Source organism: Gordonia sp. DT30 (genome assembly GCF_049844915.1).
Classification (GTDB): Bacteria; Actinomycetota; Actinomycetes; order Mycobacteriales; family Mycobacteriaceae; genus Gordonia.
In genome coordinates, this window is the sequence record NZ_JBNCLY010000004.1 from 130973 (window position 1) to 155817 (window position 24845).

General features: G+C 68.3%; 17 protein-coding genes. 8 read left to right on the plus strand and 9 right to left on the minus strand.

Going from position 1 to position 24845, the window contains the following annotated elements; genetic code table 11:
• Positions 1 to 120: 120 nt before the first annotated feature.
• From ACLQ3C_RS05865 to ACLQ3C_RS05875, 3 genes are all read left to right on the plus strand, one after another.
• On the plus strand, positions 121 to 3492 hold the full coding sequence (locus ACLQ3C_RS05865) for an arabinosyltransferase domain-containing protein (RefSeq protein WP_425704097.1): 3372 nt from the start codon (positions 121 to 123) through the stop codon (positions 3490 to 3492).
• A complete protein-coding gene (locus ACLQ3C_RS05870; RefSeq protein WP_425704098.1) occupies positions 3485 to 6883 on the plus strand; it encodes an arabinosyltransferase domain-containing protein in 3399 nt (1132 codons plus the stop codon). Before ACLQ3C_RS05865 ends, ACLQ3C_RS05870 begins: the two co-directional genes overlap by 8 nt.
• Before the next feature lie 81 nt (positions 6884 to 6964).
• Entirely contained in the window at positions 6965 to 7441 is a 477-nt protein-coding gene (locus ACLQ3C_RS05875) for a GNAT family N-acetyltransferase (protein ID WP_425704099.1), read from the plus strand.
• A 29-nt stretch (positions 7442 to 7470) separates the two neighbouring features.
• Here the strand turns inward: ACLQ3C_RS05875 and ACLQ3C_RS05880 are convergent, their stop codons facing one another.
• Together ACLQ3C_RS05880 and ACLQ3C_RS05885 are read right to left on the minus strand one after the other, a co-directional pair.
• Positions 7471 to 7665, minus strand: a complete 195-nt coding sequence (locus tag ACLQ3C_RS05880) for a hypothetical protein (RefSeq protein WP_425704100.1) — start codon at positions 7663 to 7665, stop codon at positions 7471 to 7473.
• Positions 7666 to 7761: 96 nt separating this feature from the next.
• Positions 7762 to 11094 carry an arabinosyltransferase domain-containing protein gene (locus tag ACLQ3C_RS05885; RefSeq protein ID WP_425704101.1) on the minus strand — a complete coding sequence of 1111 codons (3333 nt, stop codon included), beginning with the start codon at positions 11092 to 11094 and terminating at the stop codon, positions 7762 to 7764.
• Positions 11095 to 11163: 69 nt separating this feature from the next.
• Between ACLQ3C_RS05885 and aroQ the strand changes: the two genes are divergently transcribed.
• Positions 11164 to 11628, plus strand: a complete 465-nt coding sequence (aroQ, locus tag ACLQ3C_RS05890; protein WP_425704102.1) for a type II 3-dehydroquinate dehydratase — start codon at positions 11164 to 11166, stop codon at positions 11626 to 11628.
• Positions 11629 to 11645: 17 nt separating this feature from the next.
• Here the strand turns inward: aroQ and ACLQ3C_RS05895 are convergent, their stop codons facing one another.
• The 7 genes from ACLQ3C_RS05895 to ACLQ3C_RS05925 all read right to left on the minus strand — a co-directional run bounded on the left by ACLQ3C_RS05895 (position 11646) and on the right by ACLQ3C_RS05925 (position 19915).
• Entirely contained in the window at positions 11646 to 12398 is a 753-nt protein-coding gene (locus ACLQ3C_RS05895) for an MBL fold metallo-hydrolase (RefSeq protein WP_425704103.1), read from the minus strand.
• Between the two features lie 2 nt (positions 12399 to 12400).
• A complete protein-coding gene (locus ACLQ3C_RS05900) occupies positions 12401 to 14407 on the minus strand; it encodes a galactan 5-O-arabinofuranosyltransferase (RefSeq protein WP_425704104.1) in 2007 nt (668 codons plus the stop codon).
• 136 nt (positions 14408 to 14543) lie between these two features.
• On the minus strand, positions 14544 to 14699 hold the full coding sequence (locus tag ACLQ3C_RS05905) for a hypothetical protein (RefSeq protein WP_425704105.1): 156 nt from the start codon (positions 14697 to 14699) through the stop codon (positions 14544 to 14546).
• Between the two features lie 57 nt (positions 14700 to 14756).
• Positions 14757 to 15518: a decaprenylphospho-beta-D-erythro-pentofuranosid-2-ulose 2-reductase gene (locus ACLQ3C_RS05910; RefSeq protein ID WP_425704106.1), complete on the minus strand. Its 762-nt coding sequence runs from the start codon at positions 15516 to 15518 to the stop codon at positions 14757 to 14759.
• Positions 15519 to 15574: 56 nt separating this feature from the next.
• Positions 15575 to 16999, minus strand: coding sequence for an FAD-binding protein (locus ACLQ3C_RS05915; protein WP_425704107.1), 1425 nt, complete (start codon positions 16997 to 16999; stop codon positions 15575 to 15577).
• Positions 17000 to 17071: 72 nt separating this feature from the next.
• Positions 17072 to 18685 (minus strand): phytoene desaturase family protein, encoded by a 1614-nt coding sequence (locus ACLQ3C_RS05920; protein WP_425704108.1) that lies wholly within the window; start codon positions 18683 to 18685, stop codon positions 17072 to 17074.
• 3 nt (positions 18686 to 18688) lie between these two features.
• A complete protein-coding gene (locus tag ACLQ3C_RS05925) occupies positions 18689 to 19915 on the minus strand; it encodes an alpha/beta hydrolase family protein (protein ID WP_425704109.1) in 1227 nt (408 codons plus the stop codon).
• Positions 19916 to 20013: 98 nt separating this feature from the next.
• Between ACLQ3C_RS05925 and ACLQ3C_RS05930 the strand changes: the two genes are divergently transcribed.
• The 4 genes from ACLQ3C_RS05930 to ACLQ3C_RS05945 all read left to right on the plus strand — a co-directional run bounded on the left by ACLQ3C_RS05930 (position 20014) and on the right by ACLQ3C_RS05945 (position 24840).
• On the plus strand, positions 20014 to 20844 hold the full coding sequence (locus tag ACLQ3C_RS05930; RefSeq protein WP_425704110.1) for an aldo/keto reductase: 831 nt from the start codon (positions 20014 to 20016) through the stop codon (positions 20842 to 20844).
• 113 nt (positions 20845 to 20957) lie between these two features.
• Positions 20958 to 21389 (plus strand): GtrA family protein, encoded by a 432-nt coding sequence (locus tag ACLQ3C_RS05935; RefSeq protein WP_425704248.1) that lies wholly within the window; start codon positions 20958 to 20960, stop codon positions 21387 to 21389.
• Positions 21390 to 21503: 114 nt separating this feature from the next.
• Complete coding sequence (locus tag ACLQ3C_RS05940; RefSeq protein WP_425704111.1) at positions 21504 to 23330, plus strand: glycosyltransferase; 1827 nt, start codon at positions 21504 to 21506, stop codon at positions 23328 to 23330.
• On the plus strand, positions 23296 to 24840 hold the full coding sequence (locus tag ACLQ3C_RS05945; RefSeq protein WP_425704112.1) for a glycosyltransferase family 39 protein: 1545 nt from the start codon (positions 23296 to 23298) through the stop codon (positions 24838 to 24840). The genes ACLQ3C_RS05940 and ACLQ3C_RS05945 overlap by 35 nt, the downstream gene beginning before the upstream one ends.
• Positions 24841 to 24845: the final 5 nt, after the last annotated feature.

Consider the following 24845-nt stretch of genomic DNA (forward strand, 5'->3'; position numbering starts at 1 on the left):
ACCGGGTCGCCGGCGACGCGCCGGCAGCCCGCTGACGCCGTCGACGAACACGCGGGCGGCCGCGTTGGTGCGATGCCTGAGGCGGGCACTCATACTCGTCCACTACTGTGTCGATCTGAGATGACTGAGCCCGCGACGCCGACGTCCACCACGCCCGATCGGCGTGGCGATGGCCGCACCCTCCATATCGGTGGCGTCCGGATTCCGTCGAATCCGCGGGTCTGGGCCACGATCTCCGTTCTCGCCGGAGCGGTGGCGATCCTGGCCGGCGTACTCACCCCCTTCCTCCCGGTCACGGTGCACACCGCGTCGATCACCTGGCCGCAGGGGCAGCAGCAGGGCGCCGCGCCGGGCATCACCGCGCCGCTGGCCGCGCAGACCGCCGCGCACCTCGACGTGACCGCCGATTGCCGGGTCCTCGCGCGCGCCGTGCGCGATACCGGCTCCGGTGCGACCACAATCTTCGCCACGATGCCCAAGGGCGCCGACAATGCCCGGCAGAGCGCGCTGTTCGTCACCGCCGATACCACTGGCGTCAGCGTCGTGACGCGCGGAACGCAGATCGCCGCGGCGACCGCCGATCAGGTGGCGAACTGCCGGAGCCTGCACGTGACCTCGGCCCGCGACGGGGTCACCGCCCACTTCGTCGGCGTCGGCACCCCGGACGCCGCGGGCACGGCCCCGCCTGCCGACCAGCCGCAGATCGCCGGACTGTTCACCGACCTCACCGGCACCGCAGGCGTGTCGGCGCACCTCGAGATCGACAACCGGTTCGACACCAGCCCGTCGGCGATCAAACTCGCCGTGATGATCATCGGCATCCTCGCGGCTGTCGTGGCGTTCATCGCGATTGCGGCCCTCGACGTCCTCGGCGGATACCATCGCCGCGTCGGGCGGATCGACGTGCGCCGGCTGCTGATGCCCCGGGCCGCCGACCTCGCCGTCACGGCGGTACTGGTGGTGTGGCATTTCCTGGGTGCCGGGTCCTCCGACGACGGCTACATCCTCGGCATGGCCCGCAACAGCTTCGACGCGGGCTACCTCGCCGACTACTACCGCTTCTACGGCATCCCCGAGGCGCCGTTCGACTGGTATTACTCCTTCCTCGCGCACTGGTCGGAGGTGTCGACGGCCGGGGTGTGGATGCGTCTGCCCGCCCTGATCGCCGGCCTGCTGAGCTGGTTCGTGCTCAGCCGCATCCTGCTGCCGCGACTCGGCGGCGCCGTGCGCCGATCGCAGTGGGCGATGTTCACCGCCGCCGCGGTCTTCGTGGCGTTCTGGATGCCGCTGTGCAGCGGTCTGCGCTCGGAGTCGATCATCGTGCTCGGCACCCTGCTGACGTGGTGGGGCGTCGAGCAGGCCATCGCCACGCGCCGGCTCCTGCCCGCCGCGGCGGCCACCCTGACCGCGTGCCTGACCCTCGCGCTCGCACCACACGGCATCATCGCGGTGGCGTTGCTCCTGGCCGGTTCCCGCCCCATGCTGCGGGTGCTGCGCCGCCGATCCGGACAATTCCTTCTCACCTGGCGTGGGCGGACCCTCTGGGGGTCGGGTGCGCCACCGCTGCTCGCGCCGCTCGCCGCGGCCGTGGGTGCGGTGATCATCGTCGTCTTCCGCGACCAGACCGTTGCCACGGTGGCCGAGTCGCTGCGCATCCGCCTGACCGTCGGCCCGACGCTCTCCTGGTTCCAGGAGTTCCTGCGCTACTACTATCTGACGCTGACCACCCAGGACGGCACGCTCGTGCGCCGGGTGCCGGTGTTGCTGTTCTTCGCGGCCGTCGCGGTGACGGTTGCCGTCATGTTGCGCCGCAAGCGGATTCGCGGCATCGATCCGGCGCCGGTGTGGCGGCTGATCGGCGCGATCGGCCTGACCATGGTGCTGTTGGGTTTCACGCCCACCAAGTGGACGGTGCAGTTCGGCATCTACACCGGGCTCGCCGCCGCGATGGCCGCCGTCACCACCGTCGCCGTCGCCCAGACGTCGCGCCGCTCGCCCCGCAACCTCTGCGTGTACATCGCCGGGCTGCTGTTCGCCTGCGCGGTCGCGGTGGCCGGCGAGAATGCGTGGGGCTGGGCCTACGACTTCGGCATCGCCTGGTTCGACAAGGCACCGGTCATCGGAGGCCACCCGCTGTCGTCGATCTTCTTGGTGCTGACCGTCATCGCGCTCGCCGCAGCGGTGTGGTTCCACCTGCGGATCGACGTCGACGCCGAACACGGCCGTACTCCCGGTGATTCGGGGCGGTCGCGACTGAAGACGGGTATCGCCTCGTCCCCGATGCTGGTGATCGCGACGCTGGTGGTCCTCGTGGAGCTCGCACTGTTCGCCAAGGCGGCCGCCGCCCGCTCGGACACCTACACCACCTTCGGCGCCAACATGTCCGCGCTGCGCGGCAACCCGTGCGCCATGGCCGACAAGGTTCTCGTCGAGAACGACCCGAATGTGGGTGCGCTGCAACCGATCGGCACCACCGACATCTCGAAGGCGCTGGCCGGCGAGCAGACCGGGTTCACCCCCGACGGCGTGGCCGGTGACCTCACCCCGGACGCGACGACGCTGGGTGCCGGCACGATCAACACCGCCGGAGATCTGTCCCGGCCGTATGTGGTGTCCGGTGGTTCGCCCGGCACCACCGGCGGCCGCGGACCCAAGGGCGTCAACGGCAGCACCGCGGCACTGCCCTTCGGGCTCGACCCCGCGACCACACCGGTGCTCGGCAGCTACGGCCACGACAACGGCACCGCCGAATTGACCTCGCTGCCGTACCGATTGCCTGCCCGGAACGCGTCGCCGCTGATCGTCATCAGCGCGGCCGGGTCGATCCTGTCGGTCGACCAGGACGGCGTCATCACCCCGGGCAGGCAACTGCACGTGGAGTTCGGCAACGTCGTCGACGGCGCCTTCCAGGCCGTCGGCGCCCCGTTCGTGCCGATCGATCCCGGTCCTGACCGGCCCAACCGGCCGTGGCGCAACCTGCGTATCCCGATGACGGCGGTGCCGCCGCAGGCCGGCGCGATGCGCATCGTCGCCGTCGACGACAACCTCGCCAACGATCAGTGGCTGGCGTTGACCCCGCCGCGCGCCCCGAAACTGGAGACGCTGCAGGATCTCGTCGGCTCGGACTCGCCGGTGCTGCTCGATCTCTCGGTGGCCAGCCAGTTCCCGTGTCAGCGTCCGGCCACGGTATCCAACGGGATCAGCGAGATCCCGCAGTGGCGGATCACCCCGGACCGGACCACCACATTCTCCAAATCCAAGTCGTGGCAATCGGCGTCGGACGGCGGCATCCTCACCGCATCCGACGCGCTGACCACGTCGAATACGGTGGCCACCTACCTCGAGAACGACTGGTATCGCGACTGGGGCAGCCTGCTGCGCCTGACCCCGCTGGTATCGGACGCGCCGCCGGCGCGGGTGCAGACGGGGACCGGATCGACGTGGGGCTGGACGCGGAACGGAGCGATCAGGGTGGTGGCCGAGAGTGACTGATCACACCGAGAAGACCGAGCCCACCGAGCTCGATCGGGACCCCGGGACCGACGCCACCGATACCCGCACCACCGAGACGGGAACGTCGGGTCTCACCCCCCGCACCATTGCCATCGCGCGGATCGTCGCCGTGACGACCGGCCTGCTGGGTATCGTGCTCGCCATCGCGATGCCGCTGTTGCCGGTGAGCTACACCAAGGTCGTCATCAACTGGCCGCAGTTCGGGACGAGCGAGCCGGGTGTGCAGAATGTGGTCGCGCCCAACGTGTCCTACACGCCGGTGAACATGGACATCGCCGTGCCGTGTCGGTTGGCCGCCGACCTGCCCGCGGCCGGCGGGGTGCTGGTGTCGACGGTGCCGTCCAACGGCGCCGAGGCGGGCAAGGTGGGACTGTTCGTCCGGGCCACCACCGACCGGCTGCTGGTCACACAGCGAAACATGGTCCTGCTCAACGTGCCTCGCGAACAGGCGCAGACCACTGCGGGCTGCACGGTGGTGATCCACGCCGACACCGGCGGCATCCGCGGCGAGATCCGCGGGCTCTCGACCGATGGTGGCGCCCCGCCCAGTTTCGCCCTCGACGACTCCAACGCCCGGCCACAGATCATCGGCGTGTTCACCGAACTGCCGAAGAACGTGGACGCGCAAGGACTTTCGTACTCCTCGACCGTCGACACGCGGTTCGTCTCAAGCCCCACCACGCTGAAAATGGCGGCCGCGATCCTGGGTGTGATCGCCACTCTCGCGTCGATGATCGCGCTGGCGGTCCTCGACCGGCAGGACGGCCGCAAGCGCCTGCGCTGGTTGCCGCGCCGGTGGTGGCGGATCACCTTGCCCGATGCGGTCGTCGTCATGGTGCTGGTGATCTGGCTGTTCGTCGGCGGTAATACCGCCGACGACGGATACCAGGTGACGGTGGGCCGGGTGGCGCCCGGTGCCGGTTATCTGGACAACTACTACCGCTATTTCGGTGCGCCGCAGGATCCGTTCGGTTGGCACTATCGATACCTCGCGCTCTGGATGCAGGTCAGCACCGCGACGCCATGGCTACGCCTGCTGCCCTTGCTGTTCGGGCTCGCCGGCTGGTTCCTCCTGTCCCGCGCCGCGTTCGGCCGGGTCGGTGCCGCGGTCCGCTCGTCGAAGGCGGCGCGCTGGGCCGGCGCATTCGGCTTCCTCGCGGTGTGGCTGGCGTTCAACAACGGTCTGCGGGTGGAGCCCATCCTGGCGGTCGGCATCCTGGCGACGTGGTTGCTCGTCGAGCGATCCGTGGCCACCGGCCGGCTGTTCCCGCTCACCCTCGGCATCGTCGTCGCCGCATTCACCCTCACCGTGCATCCCGCCGGTGCGATCGCCGCCCTGGTACTCGTTGCGGCACTTCGGCCGATCATCAAACGCCTGCGGATACGCATCCGCCGCGACGGCTGGCTGCCGGTGCTCACACCCATCGTGGCATCCGGGTTGCTGGTGCTCTACGAGATCTTCGCCGACCAACCGCTCGCGTCGATCCTCGAGGGCATCAAGGTCCAGGGGATCGTCGGCCCCACCAACAAATGGTGGACCGAGGCGATGCGCTACTACATCCTGCAGAACCCGACCACCGACGGGTCGATCGCCCGGCGCATCGGGATCTTCGTGACCTTCCTCGCGGTGATCATCATCGTGCTCACCCTGCTGGCCAAGCGACGGGTGCCCGGAGTCGCGACCGCACCGCTGTGGCGGCTGGTCGCGGTACTCGCCGGAGCCGTTGGCGTGCTGGCCTTCTCGCCCACCAAGGCCACCCACCAGTACGGCACGTTCGCCTGCCTCACCGGTGTCCTCGTCGCGGCTGCGACGACGATGATCTCGCCCGGGGTCATCCGACGGCGCTGCAATCGGACGTTCATCGCCGCGGCCGCCACCTACGTCCTGGCGGTCACCTTCGCCGGGCGCAACCAGTGGTGGTACGTGGGCAGCTACGGCATCCCATGGGGCGACGACACCCCGAAGGTGGCGGGGATCGAGCTCTACATCCCGATCCTGCTGGTCGCGATCGCGCTCACCGCACTCGGGGCGTGGCAGTACTACCGCGACGACCGGCGCGCCCAGCAGGGTCACGCCGTCGTGGAATCCACCACGGGCTTGCGTGGCCTGCTCGGGCGGATGCCGACGTATTCGCTGGCCATCGTGCTCGCGATCGTGGTCGTGTTCAACCTGATCTCGTTCGGGAAAGGTATTCAGACGCAACGGGGCTCGTGGTCGTGGGCGAGCTCCAACGTGAACGCGCTCCGCGGCAACCCGTGCGCCCTGGCCGACGCGGTGCTCATCGAGCCGGACGCGAACAAGGGCGTCCTGGCGCCCGCTCGTGTTGCCGGACAGCACGATCCGTCGCCGGGGGCGGCCCTGGCCGGTGCCGGGATGACCGGGTTCACCCCCAACGGGGTGGCCACCGATCTGGAGAACACCTACGACGAGTCCTCCGACGGGAACGATACCCAGGACCCGTCGCAAACCGACCCGACTGTCTCGCAACAACTTCCGTCGGGTACGGCCGGTGCCACCGACACCGGTGGCGGCACCACCTCCACCACGGGCGTCAACGGCTCGTCGGTCAAGTTGCCGTTCGGCCTGAATCCCGCCCACGTCCCGGTGCTGGGCAGTTTCGGCGCGCCGAACGGGCACGCACAGTTGACCTCCGACTGGTATCAGATGCCCGCCCGCAGCGACGACGCGCCGCTGGTGACGATGGCGGTCGCCGGACAGGTGTCGTTCATCGACGACGTCGCGGTCACCCACGACGGGCAGAAGGTCCGGCTCGAGTTCGGCCGGGTCGGACCCGACGGCAAGGTGACGACGGTCGGTTCGATGCTGCCGATGGGAATCGACACCGCGCCGGAGTGGCGCAATCTGCGGTTCCCGTTGGCGCAGGCACCGCCGCATGCGAGTGTGGTGCGCGTCGTCGCCGCGGACACGAGTACCGATCCGGCGCAGTGGCTGGCGATCACCCCGCCGCGGGTGACCCCGATGGTGACGCTGAATTCACTGGTGGGCAGCGAGGATCCGGTGCTGCTCGACTGGGAGGTGGCCTTCGCCTTCCCGTGCCAGCGCCCGGCCGGTGTCCACAACGGCATCCTCGAAGTGCCCAGGTGGCGGGTCACGCCCGACGCCGACGGCGAGCGCGTCAACTCCCGGCGCTGGATGGCCGGCGACTACGGCGGTCCGCTCGGCATCGTCGAGAACGACCTGAAACCGATGGTGCTGCCGTCCTACCTCCGCAACTCGTGGGCCAAGGACTGGGGCAGTCTGCAACGTCTGACGCCACTCGTTCCGCAGGTACCTGCTCAGCTTGAGGTGTCCCAGGACGTTCGCAACGGGCTCTGGACCCCCGGACCGATGCGGGCCATCACCAACTGAGCACAGCCCCCAGAGATGGACACCTCGGTGCGGTGGAAATCGAGAGGCGCCGGGTGGGGTGTGACTGGCAGAATCGGCCCCGTGGAAACCGATGTGTCTCTGTCTGTGTCGGATGCAGGTGAGCTGTTGACCCTTCAACGTGCCGCTTACGTCACCGAAGGGCAGGCGCATCACGATCTACGGCTGCCGCCGTTGATCCAGTCGCTGGACGAGTTGACGACCGAGCTCTCGGATCCGTCGGTGGTTGCGTTCGGGCTACGGGATTCCAGGTGGCGTCTGGTCGCTGCGGTCCGCGTGAACATCGATTGTGCGAAGGAGATTGCCGTGCTGGGCCGGCTGGTCGTGGCGCCGGACCTGCAGGGTCGCGGTCTGGGGAGCCGCTTGCTTGAACTGGTAGAGCAGCGACTCTCCACTGAAGTTGTTGAGTTGCAGCTGTTCACGGGCGAGCACAGCGCAGGCAACCTGCGACTCTATGCCAGATTCGGCTATCGAGAGACACACCGAACTCTGACACCAGGTGGGTACGCATTGGTCCATCTGAGCAAGCCATTGAGGTAGCGGCGGCGGCTCTGCAATGCCCGCAATTCTCAACGCCGGGTGCGGCGGGCGATGATCTCTGCGGCGAGTCGGTCGGCTTCCTCGGTGGCAGTGGTTTCGCCGCGCAGGACGCGACGGACGGCGGCTTCGTCACGGTCTGTCAGGGCCATGCCGGCCATCTCGTGGCCGGCGGCGACCGCAGCCGGCATCTCTTCTTCGGTATGGGTGACGTGCGGTGCAGCCATGTGACGTCAATCCTCCTGATCGGGTGCGCGTCCGACTCTACCCGAGATGGAGACAGTGCAGGTCAGACGTGGTCGGCGGCGGTCGCCGAACGATACTCAGTACCGGATCGGCGCCGGGCTCCAGAGTCCGCTGCGAGTCTGCGTGCCCGTGGTGATCTCGGCGTGATGGGTGACGCCGTCGTAGGGGACCAGACGCTCGAGGGAGCCCCAGTCGCGGCCGACGTCGCCCTGCAGGTAGGTCGCCAGCGCGGTGGGCTGCAGGAGCACCTGCTCCCAGCCGCGGGGTCCGCCGCCGAATGCGTCCTGCCAGGCCGACACCGCCGCGGACAGGTCGGCGCCTGGGCTGATGCGCCACTCGGGCAGTTCGGCGACGCCGTCGTGGTGGGTGAAGGGACGCTGGCAGGGGAACACCAGGCCGGAGGTCCAGTCCACGTGCACCGGCGCGGTGGAGCCGACGACCTGCTGCACCGTCTGCATCTGCGGCAACCGCGGTGGCGTGACGATGATGTAGCGGTCCGAGGTGAGGTTGTCGTCGGTGGCGATGATGCGTACCGCGGTGACGCCGTCGGGCAGATCGCTGGTGGGCACCCGGACGTTGCGCCACGAGGGCCGCGGGCCGGGATCGATCAACTGGACCGAGCCGGTGGGTTGCAGATCGGCATCGTGGGTGCCCGGGCCGGGCTTGTCGGAGGTGTACTCCAACAACAGATCCTGCGGATTGTCGAACTGTCCGGCGATCGAGAAGGTGACGAGCGGGCGGTCCCGGTAGTCGGCGGGCATCTTGTACCACCCCGACGTCAGATGCGCCGGCGTCTGCTCACCGTCCGAATAACTGCCCAGCACCGGGGTTTTCGATCGGTTGAGCTCGAAGGGCAGTGCGGCGTGGCTGCCGTTGACGCCGGGGGTGGCCACCTGCCCGGCGCCGGTGCCGCCGGCGTTGGCGATCAGGACGTCGGGGTCGGCGGCCGCGTCGCCCGCGAGCACGCCCAATGCGCCGGCGGGCGTCTTGGTGTCCAGGTCGTCGGAAATGCCGTCGGGGCCGAACCCACTGGTGGCCGGACGCGCAGACGTCGGTGGCGCGGTGGCCGGGCCGGCGAGTGGATCGGTGAGTGTCGGGTCGACCGGGGACAACTGGAAGCTGCTCGGGTTCTGCTCGACCCACACCTTGTCGGCCATGCCGCACTGCTTGCCCGCCAGCGCCTCGAGATTGGAGCGGGGGACGGAGTACGAATCACTTTGGTGGATACCGGCGAACGCAGCGGTCACGAGTTCGAAGACCACCACCGCGGCGGCCACCCACGCCAGTGGGGCCCCGGCCAACGAGTGCGCGCCCCGGCGGTACCAGGGGTGCGAGCCGGTGGGTTGCGCTACCGGATCGGGACCGGGGTCGGTGCCAGTGAACGGTTCACGGAAGTGAAACCACAACGCCAGCAACAACAACACCAGCGAGATCGCCAGCATGAGCGTGCCGAGACGGACCACGATGGTCACCTGGTCGACACCCCATGGCATACCCCAGGCCGACGAGTAGTAGTACGAGTTGGGACCGGTGAAGGCCAGGCCGACGATGAAGAACACCAGCGCCGCATACAAAGTCCGGTTGCGCCGGGAGTGCATGGCGCTCTGGCTCGCCGCGATCGCCGCGATCGCCGCCAAAGCGGCTGCGAGACCGGCGAACACGCCGAAGTGGTGGGTCCACTTGGTGGGCGTGAACATCAGGAACACCAGCGAGGCGAAGGTGATTCCGACGATGCGCCGCGTCGGGCCGATCGCCGTGCCGGGGATGCGCGACTTGCGGATGAGTACCGCCGCCGACACGACCATGCCGAGGATCATCGCCAGCACGGCGAACCGCCGGCCGATGGAGCCGTCGGCGGAGAACGCGAACAGCGTTGAGTAGCGGTCGATCTCGTTGTACCAGTGCAGCGACGGACCGAGGGCCGTCTTCATGCTCGACGCCTCGAGGAACGAGCGCAGCGTCAGATTGGCGAAGACCACGAAGATGACGAAGGTACCGGCCGCGAGGATCGGGGCGAGCAGGGCGAGGTACGAACTCCATCCGTTGCCGATGGCCCGGGCCCGTTTGATGAGCGCCAGGATCATCGGTCTGGCGCCGGCGATGAGCGCTGCGACAGCCAGCAATCCGGTGGGCCCGGCGGCGAGGCTGAACGCACCGAACAGACACGCCAGCGCCGCGGGCAGCAGCCGGCCGGTGGCGATCGAGCGTTCGACCGAACACCAGGTGAGCAGTGCACCCAGGCAGATGATCGGTTCGGGCCGCAGGCCGTTGTTGAACGGGAACCACGACGCCAGGAACACGAACGCCGCGGTCCAGCCGACGCCGGGCCGGATGGTCGCGGCCCGGCCCAGCCGGGGCAGCACTTCGTGACTGATGATCAGCCACGACACGACACCGCAGAGCAGGCCCGGTAGCCGCATCCACGGACTGGCCACCGACACGTGGCTGAGCAGTCCGAACACCTGGTAGTACCAGCCGAACGGTGCCTCCGGTGCGCCGTACCAGCGGAAGTAGTTGGCGGTGTACTCACTGTGCTGCGCGACGCGCGCCATCGTCAGCAGGTAGCCGTCGTCGGAGGTGTTGGGGCCGATGAAATGCCAGACGAGCAACGAGGCGAGCACCACGTAGTCGCGCAGATTGAGGCGCCACCAGCGGGCCGGGAAGATGCGGCGGTGCTTGCGGCCGTCGGTGGAGTCGAGCACCGCCAGCGCCGAGAGTGACAGCAACGCGCACACGATGCCGAAGATCAGTACCAGCCACTTCAGGATCGTCGGGGTGCTGGTGTAGCGCGTGTCGATGGTTGCCTGGGCGTGCAGACCACCGAGGGTCGCTGCGGGGCCGGACAAGTCGGTGAACAGCCCGGTCATCTGCGGTCGCTGGTCGGAGTTGAACAGGTCGCGATCGGCAGTAGTGCCCGTCAGCGACTCGCCCTTGTCGTTGCTCATGCCGACGAATTCGGCGGTCACCTCGTCGGAGTCGGCATGCACGACGATGTTGCGGCAGTCCTGCGACCGGATCTGCGCCAGCGTCGCCGACACCAGCGGCACGTTGCGGTTGACGACCTCGACGGTCTGCTTGTCGGCGGGATCGGTGGCAGCACCGCTCTTGCGGATGAACAGCCCACGCTCGGGCGACTTCTCGGCACCCTTGGGAGTCGTCGAGAGCAGGACCGACTGGTCGTCGCGGAGTTCGCCGACCGCCGAGCACGGCACCTGCACGTCGAGGTCGATGGGGACGTAGCTGATCAGGGGCGCGGTGACCGAGCTGATCTGACCGTGCTGCGGCCAGGTGATCGACGCGGTGGTCTGGTTGACCGGCATGAACGGCGTCGCCAAGGCGAGGAACAGACCGAGCAGGCCTGTGGTGATTGCTACGAGCTTCGCTCGCCCGACCGTCGACGCTGCTGGCACAAACAGTGATGGTAGTTGGTGGGCTCGACGCGACCGGAGCGGCCATTGCCCTCGACTACGCTGGCGATCATGCCGACCGATCCCGCCACCGACTCCGCGCCTCTGCCCATCCTGCTGCTCAACGGGCCCAACCTGAACACCCTCGGTGTGCGGGAACCGGACATCTACGGCACCGACACCCTCGCCGACGTCGTCGACCTCGCCGAGCGCACCGCCGCGGAACTCGGCTTCGGTCTCCGGGCGGCGCAGACGAATCACGAGGGCGAGATGATCGACTGGATTCACGAGGCGCGGGGAGCGGTCTGCGGCATCGTGATCAACCCGGCGGGATGGACACACACGTCGGTGGCGCTCGCCGATGCGCTCCTGATCCCCGAGGTGCCGATCATGGAAGTCCACCTCAGCAACGTCCACAAACGCGAGGCGTTCCGGCAGCACTCCTACATCTCGCCGAACGCCTCGGGGATCATCGTCGGCTACGGAATCCGCGGATACGAGTTCGCCATCCGGCGACTCGCCGAACTCGTCGGCTGATCGGTTCCGCCGGTTGTTCAGCGTTGCAGGGCCGCGCGGGCCATGTCGGCCACCGGCCCGTCGACGCGTGGACCGTGGCCGGGGAACAGGACTGTCGCCTCCAGGCCGGTGAACGCCTCGACGCTGCGTCGAGCGGCGGCCACGTCGTGCTGGAAGACGTCCGGGATGCACTGACAGCCCGAGATCCCGGAAATCGGGTGCCCGCTCACCAAGGCGTCACCGGCGACCAGCACCTCGCCGTCGGCGACGAGATAGGCGCTGTGGCCGTCGGTGTGGCCGTGGGCCGGCACCGGTACCGGATTGCCCGGCAGGCGCAGGGTGTCGGTGAACGGCCGGGTCGACTCGATGCCCTTGCGGCTCAACACTCCCAGTGGCACGACCTCCGCCAGCCACCGCCACACGCGCGGCCGGTAGGCGATCGAGGCGATGTCGATCGGCGACGCCTGCTGCAGATGCTCGCGGCGGGCGTGGGCGACTTCGGCCGGATCGGCGTAGACCGGAAAGCCGTGTCGCGCTGCGAGTCTCGCCAGACCGCCGAGGTGATCGACGTGGGCGTGGGTGAGCAGCGCGCCACGGATGTCGGCCGCGCTCGCGCCGATCTTCCTGATCGATTCCTCGACGAGATCGGCCTGCCGTGGATAGCCGCCGTCGATCAGGGTCAGTCCCGAGTCATCTTGCAGAACAACCCAGTTGACGGCATCGGTGCCGACGAACCACGCCGTCGACGACGCGCCGTCGACCCGGCTGAGCACCATGTCACCGGCGCGCATCGTCACTTCCGGACCACCAGGACGAACGGTCCGACCTCGGTGACGGTGAACCGCGGATCGGCGAACGCCTTGGGATCGAAGGTCACCGTGTACCGCTTCACATTCGGATCGTTGGGGTAGACGTCCTTGGCCAGCCGCAGGGTGTAGCCGTCGGCGGAGTAGCGGAACAGGAACACGTTGGGCGGCTTCCACGCGGAATGATCGAGCTGAGCGATCATCTCGTCGGGAGTCGTTGCCTGCGTCCACTTCTCGATGGTGGCGGCCCGCTTGTCGAATTCGGCGAGCGGATTCGCGTAATGCGACGTCAGTCCCTGGAAACCCCAGTACGGGTAGACCGAGAGGAAGCCGTAGTCGGCGGTGAGCACCACATTGCCGGTGGCCGGTCGTCCGGTCTGCTCGGTGATGAGGTGATCGATCTGCGGGTAGAACGATTCGGCGCCGGACGGGCGCTGGTCGGCACGGTGACCGTATCCGTCGGTGTCGGTGTAGGCGGTGTTGATCTCGTTGGCGAGGTAGTCCGGAACTCCTTGTGCCATGGCGATTGCGGCGACCGCGGCGATCGCACCGATGACGATCCGGATGTCCCCGAACCGGCCGACCGCCCATCGCGACAGATCGACCACGCCCAGCACACCCGCGGCGGCGAGGACCGCGACGAGGATCGGCTCGAGGCGGAAGGAGAGCAGGGTGGAGCCGGTGGCGGTGCGCAGCATCGACAGCAGGCAGAACAGATAGATGCCGACGACGGTGATCCCGAAAGTCAGTGCCACGGTGCGGGTGCGAAAGCGCACCAGAATCCACAGCAGCCCGATCATCGTGATCGCGCCGGTCAGACTCAGCTCGAACATCGGCAGCGGCAGCACCGATCCGCGGCCGGGGAGATAGTGTTCGGCAGTGCCACCGCTGGCGGGTGTGTTACGCAGCCGCGCAAGCAGATACGGCGTCCACACCAGCAACGCGATCAGTCCGGAGACCACCGCCATGACGATCAGCCGCACCGCCACCGCAAGGACGAGACCACGCCGAGCAGCGGAAACCTCCGGCGCGGCAACGGCTTTGTTCGCGGCCCCACGCCAGCCGAGCGCGACCACCACCAGCGCCATCAAAACCGCGACCCCGGCGAACAGCCCGGCATAGAGCGTGTAGGAGGCGGCGCACAGTCCGAGGAAGACCCCGCCCGCGACGACCGCCCACCAACTGGTGCCCGAGCGCAACGATCCCGACGGGCCGTCGGCGAGGCGTCCGTGTCCGCGCAACCCGTACATCATCGGGACCAGCAGCGGAATGCCGATCAGGATCAACACCGCGGCATACGGTTCGGGGCCGGCCTGCATCAGCGTCGTCGTGGTGACGGCCAGGGCGACCGCCGCGCCGCGATCGGCGCCGAGCATCCGGTTCCACAGCACCACGCCGACGGCGGCGGCCACGGCGATGGTGAGGATCGCCCACGGCTTGAACGCCTCCCACCCGGGCTGACCGACCGCATTGGCGAACCGCCCGCCCCACCAGAACCAGCCGGCGGGGTAGTAGGGCGCCAGATCGGGGTAGGTCATGTCGGCCAGGTGCGGGCTCGAGGTCAGCCGGGTCAGGTATTCGGTGCGGAACTGCTGGTCGACCGACAGCCCGCCCAGGTACAGCCGCGTCGCGCCGAGCGGCATGCCGAGGGTGGCGGTGACCAGCCCGGCCACGCCGATCGTCGATGCCAGGGTCGTCAGCCACCGCGAGCGGCGGTAGCGGTACAGGATCGCCGCGGCCACGACGAATGCCACCGCGACCACCTGGCCCACCGTGGTCAGCGCCCGCGTGACGTTCGACGAGTTGAACGCCGGCCATCCGACGGCGTCGATGATCTTCAGCCCGGCCAGCGAGACGACGGCGGCGGCGACGACGGCCACGATCAGGTCGATCAGCGTGGCGACGCGCCCAGGGATGTGTCGACGCGGCGTCGGCGCTGCCGTGGGCGTCGGCGGACGGGGGTCGTCGAGGGCCGGGGTCTGCGTTCGCGTCACGCCACTGGTTCTGACGTGTGCGAAGACTTCGGGCGCGGCGTTGGCGTTGTGGTCACGGCGTCGATTGTAGGTGGGACGGTCCCTGGTCAAGGTTGCCGGATGAGCCGCTGAGCGGACCATCCGGCAACCTCGAGCGCTAGGAGGCGCGTTTGAGAAGTCTCGCTGCGCGGCGACTGACGGGGCGACCGGTCTTCTCACTCGCCGTGGCCGCCACCTTCGCGGCCGCCTCCAGAACACCCTTGCGGTGGCTGTCGGCTGCCTCCGCGGACTTCTGGCGTGGAACCGAGGTCATTCGTCATGATCGTCTCCTGTCCCTTCCTTCCAGCTTCTGTGCGGCCGCACGCGATCTTTACACCGGCAGCTTGCGGAACACCTTTCGCGGGACGTGACGGAGTCCCATCATGATGAAGCGGAACGGGCCGGGCACCCACACGATCTCCTTGCCTGCGTCCACCGCCGCGGCGACGGCCCGCGCGACGTCTTCTTTGTTCACCGTCAGCGGCGCCTCGTCGACGTGGGCCGACAGCCGGGTGCGGACCTGGCCCGGGCGCACCACGAGGACATGCCCGCCGAACGGTGCCAGCGCCTCACCGAGGCCGAGGAAGAAGCCGTCGAGGCCGGCCTTGGACGACCCGTAGACGAAGTTGGAGCGCCGGACGCGTTCGCCGGCAACCGAACTCATCGCCACGATCTGCCCGTGGCCCTGCGCCTTGAACCGCTCGCCCAGCAGCACGCCGACGCTGACCGCGGCGGTGTAGTTGATGGTCACCTCGGTGACGGCCTTGCCGTGGTCCTGCCAGACGGCCTCGTCGTCGAACTGCACGCCCGCGGCCACGATCGCCAGATCGATGTCGCCGGCGGCGAAGGCCTTCTCGATGACCTCGGGGTGGGTCTCGGGCTTCAAGGCGTCGAAGTCGATGACCTCGACGGCGGTGGCACCGGCGGCCTTGATGGTGCTGACCGCGGCGTCGGCGGCCGGGTCACCGGGGACGACGGCGAGGACCACGCGTGCCGGGCCGCGCGTCAAGAACTCGCCCGCGATGGCCAGGCCGATCTCGGAGCTGCCGCCGAGAACGAGGATGGACTGCGGGGCGCCTACGGCGTTGAACATGAATGGATTCCCTCTGCTGTCGAAAGCTGTTGTGCGGTGCGGATACTGCGAGCGACTCAGGCGAGTTCGAGGCGTCGCCCCATGTCGGACATGAAGACGCCGGTCGGGTCGATCTTGCGCCGGACGGCGATCCAGGAGTCGAGTTCGGGATACATCTTGCGGAAGTTCTCCGCCGACGTCCGCGAATCCTTCGCGGTGTAGAGCCGCCCGCCCATCTCCATCACCCGACGGTCGAGGTCGTTGAGGAACTCGGCCAGCCCGCGTTTGATCGGAAAGTCCAGGCAGACGTTCCAGCCCTTGAACGGGAAGCTCAGCGGCGCCTTGTTGCCGTCCCCGAACAACTTGATGACGTTGAGGAAGCTGACGTGTCCCGACGCCTGGATGTCGGTGATGATCTTCTTGAACTCTGGTTCGTTGCCGGTGGGCACGATGAACTGGTACTGGGCGAAGCCGCCGCCGCGGCCGTAGCCGTTGTTCCAGTCACCGATGATGTCGAGCATGTGATAGAACTGCGCCAGATTTTTCACGGCACCGCGCTTGTCGCCGCCCATCCGGTAGTAGGCCTCGCCGACGATCATGAAGTCGAGCTTGTTCGCCAGCCCACGCGGGAAGACGTTCGGCAGGCTGATCAGCGGCTTGTTGTTGAAGGTCAGTGCCTTGGCCCGCAGCTTGCGCGGCAGCTCCTCGAGGGTGGCGAGGTTGCCGCGGCTGAAGGTTCCGCGCCCGAGTTTCGGCGGACCGCTGATGGTGTCGAACCAGCCCGACGCGTACTCGAAGCCGTCCTCATAACGGTCCTTGAGGTGCAGATCGATCGTTTCGTCGAGGTTCGAGGTGGTGAAGGTGTCGGCGATGAAGAACGCGCTCTCGGTCCGCTTCATCGCGATCTTCGCGCGCAAGATGATGCCGGTCAGACCGATCCCGGCGACCGTCGCCCAGAACAGCGAGCCGTCGGGGTCGTCGTCGGAGCCGTCGGGCGCCAGTGTCAGGATGCGGCCGTCGGCGACCAGCAGTGCCATCTCGACGACGTGGTTGCCGAAGCTGCCCTGGCTGTGGTGGTTCTTGCCGTGGATGTCGTGGGCGATGGCACCGCCCACGGTGACCTGCCGGGTGCCGGGCAGCACCGGAACCCACAGTCCGTACGGCAGGGCGATCTGCATCAGCGCGTCGAGCGACAGCCCGGCGTCGACGTCGACGATGCCGGCTTCCTCGTCGATCGAATGCACCCGGGTCAGGGGCGTCATGTCGATGGTCAGCCCGCCCGAGTTCTGCGCGGACTCGTTGTAGGAACGGCCGAGCCCGCGGGCGATCACGCCTCGCTTGAGGTAGTCGGGCTTGTCCGCATTGTCGTCGGCGACGCGGGCCACTGCCTCGGCGATGAGCTCCGGATATGGCGTGGACAGCACGTGTCCCTCGATGGGGGTGGTGCGCGACCATCCGACAAGTGCTCGGGTCGTGATCGGCAGCAATTCTTCTGTAGACATCGGGGTAGAGAGTACCCGCATGCGCCGACGCCCCAGCCAGGTCGTGGGAGCCGGGTCGTGTGGGCGGCGCGATCACCAGGCGAGGACCGCGGCGGCCGCATTGCGTCCCGGGATGCCGCTCACCCCGCCGCCGCGTCGTGCGCCGGCGCCGCAGAGCAGCAACCGCGGATGCCTGGTCTCCACGCCCCACCGGCCGACTTGGGCGCCGGTCTGCGCCCACGGCCACTGCAGCGAACGATGGAAGATGTTGCCGCCCGGCAGTCCCACGGCCGCGGCCAGATCTTGCGGCGTCTTGACCTCCAGGCAGGCGTTGCCGTGCGTGTCGGTGGCGATCACCGACTGGATCGGTTCGGCGAGAACGGAATTCAGTGACGCGAGGGTGGCCTCGACGGCGTCGGCGGTGGCGCCCGGTGCGGCGAACACCTCGGGCGGCATGTGTAGACCGAACAGCGTCAGGGTGTGCATGCCCGCGAGTTCGGGCCCGAGGACCGACGGATCGGCGAGGGTGTGGCAATAGATCTCGCACGGTGGCAGTGCGGGCACCTGATCGAGGCGGGCCTGCGCCCATGCGGTCTGCAGCTGCTCGTAGGACTCGTTGACGTGGAAGGTGCCGGCAAATGCGGCCCGCGGGTCGACGCTTGCGTCGCGCAGCCCGGGGAGCCTCTCGAGGAGCAGGTTGATCTTCAGTTGCGCACCCTGCGGCGCGGTCTCGGTGTCGACGGGCGCGTCGAGCATCGTGTTGAGTACCGTCGGCGCGCACGCCGCGTGGATCATCGAGCCGCGCACGCTGCCGACGCGCTGCCGATTCCCGGCGGTCTCGGTCATCACGTAGTCGACGGTGCCGTCGTCGGGGTCGACGCCGATGACCCGGCAGTTGGTGTGGATGACCGCGCCGGCGGCGACCGCGGCCTGATAGAGCGCCCCCGACACGGCGCCCATCCCGCCGACGGGCACGTCCCAGTTCCCGGTGCCGCCGCCGATCAGGTGATAGAGGAAGCAGATGTTCTGCCGCAGGGAGGTGTCGTGCAGGTCGGCGAACGTGCCGATCAGCCCGTCGGTGGCGACGACGCCGCGCACCACATCGTCGTCGAAGTACCGCTCGATCACCTCACCGAGCGGCCGGGTGGTGAGCAGTTCCCACAGGTGCGCCGACTCCGCGTCGGCGGCCGGGTCGGCGTGCGCCACCAGCTCGTTCATCTGCTCGCGAGAGCGCAGCGGTTCGATCAGGGTGGGGAAGACCCGGCGGGCGATCTGCCCCATCTGTTCGTAGAACCGCCGCCACGCAACGAATTCGGTGTCGCCGCCGGCGGCCCGGGCAAAGGACACGGCGGTGGCGTGCTCGTCGGCGGTGTCGACGAGCAATCCGCGCGACGGATCCGACGGCAGCGGGGTGTAGGAGGAGTGGCGCCGCCGGACCAGTTCGACGTCGAGTTCGAGATCGGCGATGATCTCGGGCGGCATCAGCGACACGAGGTAGGAGTAGCGCGACAGCCGGGCCGCGACACCGGGAAAGGGCGTGGCCGACACCGCTGCCCCGCCGACGTGGTCGTCGGACTCGAGGACCAGCACCGAGCGGCCCGCGCGGGCCAGGTATGCGGCCGCGGTCAGACCGTTGTGGCCGGCCCCGATGACGACGTCGTCATAGGCCGCTCTCGACGCCGGGGGCCCGGCTGCTGCCATCGCCATCGGCTACCTCATGATTCGCGCCAGGAACGGGGTGGAGTCGGGGATGGACGCGAGCACCGTCCCGGAATGGTCCTGGTTGGGATAGACGTGGAACTCGACGGGCTGCCCGGCGGCGACCATCTGCGCGTAGAGCGACAACGCCGACGGGGCCGGGACGTCGGTGTCGAGGAGCCCCTGGCCGAGGAAGATCGGCCGGTCATAACCCGAGTACGGGGTGCCCATGTACTCGGCGAGGGCCTCCCGGATACCGGGGATCGTCGCGACCGGCGCGGCGAGGAATTGGGCGAGGGTGACGCCCTTGGCCTGCGGCGCCATCTCGGCGTAGCAGAGCGTGCGCGCCTTGGCGACCAGTTCGCGGCCCTTCGGGGCGAGGATCTTCTCGACATGCAGGTCGGGGCGGGCTTCGGAGAACCCGGCGAAGATGTAGGCGGTGTAGGCGTTGAGCGCGGCGGGCAGCGCAATCGGCGCCGGCGGGGCCAGCGCCACGATCTGCTCGATGTTGGCGGGGGTGCCGGTGGCGACCACGCCGCGGTAGTCCAGACCGCTGCCGGTCGACAGTGCGGTGGCGCGCCGGGCTGCGTTGAGGGCGGCCCCGGCGCCCTGTGACTGGCCGACGATCGCCCACTTCTCGGACAACGGCAGACCCATCTGATGGGCGGCGATGACCGAGTCGACGACGGACTGCGCCTCCGCGGTCCCGCTCAGGTAGTTCATGAATCCCGGGGTGCCCAGGCCGACGTAGTCGGTGGCGACGATCGCATAGCCCTGATCGAGCCAATGTCCGAGGTAGGTGGCGTCACGTTCGCTGTGGGGCAGCACCGACGGCGCGCAGTTGTCGCCGAGCCCGGTGGTGCCGTGCGCCCACGCGATGACCGGGTATCCGCCGGCCGGTGCGGGCCGTTTCGGCAGGAGCACCTCACCGGAGCTGACCGCGGGACGTCCGTGGATATCGCGGGTGGCGTAGAGGATCCGGTAGGCGCGTCCGGCGGCGGGCACGCTGACCGAGGGGGCGAGCGGCACCTGCGCGATCAGGGTGCCGGGGGCGCCGATCGGGCCGTGATAGTCGGCCGCGTCGAGGCCGGAGGTGACCGGGGCGGCGGTCGCATCGGCGTGCGCCGGGGCAACTGTCCAGGTCGCCAGTGAGATCAGAATCCCGATGGTCAGGGTCGAGATCCCGATGCGGGAACGGATGCGGCGTGCAGACGAGGTGCGGGGAGCTCGATCGGGCATGGATCGAACCTAACGCCCAGCGCAGTGGGCCGCACCATTCTCCGGCTACTGCGCCGGTTGGCGGGCGCGCGCACCGCTGTGCGCCATATCCTTGGTGGGTGGAGATACCGTCGGTGACCCTCGCATCCGGTTTTTCGCTGCCGCTCGTCGGGCTCGGCACGTATGACATGCTCGGAATGCCGTGTGTTCAGGCGGTTTCCCATGCGCTCGACTCGGGTTATCGGTTGCTCGACACCGCGTCGCGGTACTCCAACGAGCGCAGCGTGGGTCTCGGGATCGAGGAATCGGGTGTGGACCGGTCCGAGGTGATCGTGGCGACCAAGCTCGGCGGTGGCGACCAGGGCTTCGACGAGGCGATCACCGCCGCCAAGGAGAGTGCGCGCCGCCTCGGGGTCGCCTACATCGATGTCTACCTGATCCACTGGCCGTGCCCGAGTCTGGGGCGGACGGTCGACTCCTGGAAGGCGTTGCTGACCCTGGCCGACGAGGGGTTCATCCGGGTGCCCGGGGTGTCGAACTTCAAGGAGCACCAGCTGCAGGAGCTCTATGACGAAACCGGGCGATGGCCGGAGCTCAACCAGATTCAGTGCTCACCGGCCCTGGCGCGCACAGAACTGCGGGAATTCATGCGTGACAACGATATTCATGCACAGGCGTGGCATCCGACGGGGCGCAAGGATGGGATGTCGGGGGATGCGACGGTCATCCGGCTGGCCCGCAAATACGGCAAGTCGCCCACCCAGATCGCGTTGCGGTGGGCGGTGCAGCAGGGCATCGGCGTGGTCCCGAAGTCGTCACACAAGGGCCGGCAGCTCGAGAACATCGATCTGTTCGGCTTCGAACTCGACGCCGACGACCTCGCGGCCCTCGCCGAACTCGATCGTGGCGAGGGTGCCGCGCGTAACTCCGACGTCGAAGAGGAGTTCTGAAGGTCTAGGGTGTCAGCGTGGTAGAGCCCAGCCCCGACGAGCCGAACGACCTGCACCAGGCTTCGCACGAGCATCATCCGAACCATGACGACTTCCGGACGCGGCACGCGCCGATGGCCCCGGAACTCCCGTTCGACGACCAAGAGGCGTCGACGAATCTGCCGTTGGCGACGCAGATCTTCCGGTTCGTCGTCACCGGGGTCGGCTCGGGCATCCTCGACTTCGGGCTGACCGCGATCCTGCAGTACGCGCTCGGGATGCCCGCCGGGTTCGCCAAGGCGATCGGCTTTGTCTGTGGCACGACGACCGCCTACATCTTCAACCGGCGCTGGACGTTCCGCGCCGAGCCGAGCATGGCCCGGTTCGTTGCGGTGGCCGTGCTCTACTGCGTTACGTTTGTCGTCAATGTCGGGGTCTATACCTATCTCTCCCACCTGTGGCCGGAAACGGTGCTCTACAGCCTGCTCGGCTACGTCATCGCCCAGGGGCTGGCGACCATCATCAACTTCATCGTGCAGCGCACGGTGATCTTCAACATCAAGTGACCGGTGTGGGGCCTGCTCGCCGTGTCGGCCGCACCGGCGGCCGATACCGGTGCGTTAGTCTCGGTGCGGGTCGGGGCGACCACGACTCGTCACGCGCACTGATTATGAGGGCCGATGCAGCAGGAAATTGAGCGGACGCTTGTCCAGCGAACGCTATTCGCGGGACCGCACCCCCGGGTGGCTCCGGGTATGTACGTCACCGCGAACCCGGCGATGGTGCGCGCCGACCGGACCGGGGTCCGGATGGAGCCCGGTGCAATTCTGAGCACCAACACCTACTTCGGGCGGTTCGCCGCGAGCTACTGGCAGCGCTACACCGCGATCACCGCGGTACGGCTGGAATTCGACCACGATTGTGCACCCGACGCGACACTTCGGGTGGAGGTCAAGGCATCCGATGCGGGCGGCCGCTGGCGTCCCGTCGACGCCGTCGAGGTCACCGGCCGCGGCCGGTCGGTTCTCGACCTCGACGTCCGCCGATTCGTCGACGGCGGCGGCCTCTGGTTCGACGCCACCGCGATCGGTGGTGGCGCGCGGATCGCGGAGGTGACGTGGTCGGTGCCGCGTCCGCAACGCAACCGGCTGATGTCGGTGGTGATGTGCACGCACAACCGCCCCGCCGACGCCATCTCGACGCTGCTCACGCTGGCCTCGGATTCGATCGCCCTCGACCTCATCGAGTCGGTGTACGTCGTCGATCAGGGCACGCAGCGGGTGGACGCCCACGACGAGTTCCCGGCCGTCAAGGACGTACTCGGACCGCGGTTGCAGTATCTGGTCCAGCCGAATCTCGGTGGGGCAGGCGGCTTCAACCGCGGCATCCACGAATTGACGCGAACCGGCGAGTGCGACACCGACATCGTCGTCATGGACGACGACATCCTGTGCGAGCCGGAATCGGTGGTCCGCCTCTCCGCCATGGCCAACAATGCCGTGCGGCCGGTCATCGTCGGCGCGCAGATGCTGCTGTTGTCGGAGACCTACCGCGTCCACATGACCAGCGAGTGGGAAGCCCTCGACGAGTTGAAGGCCGGCCGCCCCGGTGCCGGTGGGCGGGCCGGGCTCAATGCCCTGAAGAAGCATCAGGACGCGCGCGGCGATGCCGGCTGGAACGGGTGGTGGACAGCCCTGCTGCCCGCGGAGGCGGTGGTGGCGGCCGGACTGTCGTTGCCGCTGTTCTTCCAGTGGGACGACATCGAGTTCGGGATCCGCGCCCGCAAGGCCGGTTTCGCGACGGTGACGTTGCCCAATGCCGGTGTGTGGCATGCCGACTTCCACCTCAAGGACTACGACGACTGGTCGCGGTATTTCAGCTGGCGCAACGCGCTGATCGTGGCGGCCATCCACGGACGCTTCGATCCGACGGAGGTCGCGACCGTGGTGGCCCGCGAGATCACCGGCCACATCGTGTCGATGCAGTACGGGTTGGCCGAGACCTTCCTGCTCGCGGTGCGCGACTTCATGTCCGGGCCATCGATCCTCGCCGACGGCGGCCGCTCCAAACTCGGCGAACTCGCCGAGCTGCGCGCGCAGTACCCCGACACGGTCCGGCACGAGGCCACCGAGGGACTCGTCGGCGATCCGCGCATCGTCACCAAAGGCCATGAGCCCAAGGAGAAGAAGCTCGACCAGGTGATGGCCAAGCGGGTCGTGCAGCAGGTGCTCGGCCGGGTCCGGGGCGGCCGGGTGGCGATCCCGGCGGACAGCGCCCGGTGGTGGCACGTCGGCCTGTTCGCGGAGGCCATTGTCACCGATGCCTCCCAGACCGGCGTGCGAATCCGCCGCCGCGACAAGCAGATCGCGGTACGTCAGTTCCGTGAACTCACACAGGTATGCCTCGAACTGAGGCGGAACGCGCCGCGCCTGGCCGCGCAGTGGCAGGCGGCGCTGCCGGAACTCACGAGTCATGAGAACTGGCAGCGACTCTTCGACGGCGACTGACTCGCCGCCGACTGATCGTCGGCGAGTCCTCGTCGCCGCGACGCTGGTCGGTCTGCTCGGCTTGCTGCTCGCGGCCGCCTGGTCCTGGCAGCCGTCGTTCTGGTACGACGAGGCCGCCACCATCTCGGCGATCAATCGCTCGTACCCCCAACTGTTTTCACTCGTGCATCACACCGACGCCGTGCATGCGGCCTACTATGTGGTGCTCAAGGCGTGGGCGTCGGTCTTCGGGTTGTCGGAGTTCGCGGTGCGCTTCCCGTCGGCGATCGCTGTCGGCGCGGCCGCGGCGGCGCTGGTGGTCCTCGCCGAACGGCTGTGGGATCTGCGGTTCGGGGTGCTCGCCGGTCTCATCCTGCTGACCATCCCGCGGGTGATGTGGGCGGGCAGTGAAGCCAGATCCTATGCGGGCACGCTGTTCCTGGCGATCGTGGTCACGCTGCTGTTGATCATCGCCGCCGATCGTGGTCGCTGGTGGTGGGTGGCGTATGCCCTCGGCGTGGTCGTCATGGTGGTCTGGTTCTTCTTGGCGATCACCCTGCTCCTTGCGCATGCGCTGTATCTGTTGTTGTTGCACCGGAAGGCCATTCGCGGGTTCACGATCGGTACTGCGGTGGCGGTTCTGGCGTTGGTGCCGTTCGGGCGGTGGGCATTCGGTCAGCGCGAACAGGTTTCGTGGATTCCCGACATGTCGGTCCAGCGGGTGTGGACGTATGCGCGCTTCGAGTTCTTCACCGGTTCGGTGGCGTACCCGATCGTCGCCGGACTGGCGCTCGCGATCGCACTCATGGCGGCGGTGACGACGTGGCGTCTGGACGGCGTCCGCCCGTTCGTGCTCGCCTGGTGCTGGTTGCTGCTCCCTGCGGCGGTGATCTTCGCGGTGTCGTGGACGGGCACCCATCTGTACGCCCCGCGGTATCTGGTGTTCACCGTGCCAGGTATGGCACTGCTGCTGGCGTGGTCGGTGACGGTGCTGGCCCGCGAGAGTCGCTGGGTGATCGGCGTTGCGCTGATCGCGCTGGTGGCCGCGGCGGCGCCCCAATACGTCACGCAGCGTGGCACATACGGTCATCTCGGTGGCAGCGACTTCTCCACCGTCGCCGACTACATCGGTGATCACGCCGAGCCGGGAGATTGCGTCGCCTTCGGGTCCGCACCGTCGTGGAGCCCCATCTCACAGCGGGTGACCTTGCGGGCCAAGCCCGCCGACTTCGCCGGGCTTCGGGACATCGGCGCGCGAGTCGCCGCCGCGCCTTCGGGTCGGATGTGGGACCTCGAGAGACCGGTCCCCGCGTATCGCTACTTCGCGAGAAGTTGTCAGGTGATGTGGGTCGTCGCCGACGGCGAACGAAGCCGACGCGCGGTCGAGTTCCCGGGCGGTATGTCCGACTGGTACTTCGAGCCGTATCACTTCACGAATACGCCGCTGTACCGGCAACTCTCGGCCGCCGGACTCCACATCACCGATCGCACCGAGTTCAATCACTCCCAGGTCGTGCGCATGCAGCGGTGAGTCGG

Bases quoted from the DNA above. Each gene is read 5' to 3' on its own strand.
- ACLQ3C_RS05925 (WP_425704109.1), bottom strand. From the start codon at position 19,915: ATGCCCGATCGAGCTCCCCGCACCTCGTCTGCACGCCGCATCCGTTCC.
- ACLQ3C_RS05905 (WP_425704105.1), bottom strand. From the start codon at position 14,699: ATGACCTCGGTTCCACGCCAGAAGTCCGCGGAGGCAGCCGACAGCCAC.
- ACLQ3C_RS05940 (WP_425704111.1), top strand. From the start codon at position 21,504: ATGCAGCAGGAAATTGAGCGGACGCTTGTCCAGCGAACGCTATTCGCG.
- ACLQ3C_RS05865 (WP_425704097.1), top strand. From the start codon at position 121: ATGACTGAGCCCGCGACGCCGACGTCCACCACGCCCGATCGGCGTGGC.
- ACLQ3C_RS05915 (WP_425704107.1), bottom strand. From the start codon at position 16,999: ATGTCTACAGAAGAATTGCTGCCGATCACGACCCGAGCACTTGTCGGA.
- ACLQ3C_RS05910 (WP_425704106.1), bottom strand. From the start codon at position 15,518: ATGTTCAACGCCGTAGGCGCCCCGCAGTCCATCCTCGTTCTCGGCGGC.
- ACLQ3C_RS05920 (WP_425704108.1), bottom strand. From the start codon at position 18,685: ATGGCGATGGCAGCAGCCGGGCCCCCGGCGTCGAGAGCGGCCTATGAC.
- ACLQ3C_RS05895 (WP_425704103.1), bottom strand. From the start codon at position 12,398: ATGCGCGCCGGTGACATGGTGCTCAGCCGGGTCGACGGCGCGTCGTCG.
- ACLQ3C_RS05945 (WP_425704112.1), top strand. From the start codon at position 23,296: ATGAGAACTGGCAGCGACTCTTCGACGGCGACTGACTCGCCGCCGACT.
- aroQ (WP_425704102.1), top strand. From the start codon at position 11,164: ATGCCGACCGATCCCGCCACCGACTCCGCGCCTCTGCCCATCCTGCTG.
- ACLQ3C_RS05880 (WP_425704100.1), bottom strand. From the start codon at position 7,665: ATGGCTGCACCGCACGTCACCCATACCGAAGAAGAGATGCCGGCTGCG.
- ACLQ3C_RS05935 (WP_425704248.1), top strand. From the start codon at position 20,958: ATGGCCCCGGAACTCCCGTTCGACGACCAAGAGGCGTCGACGAATCTG.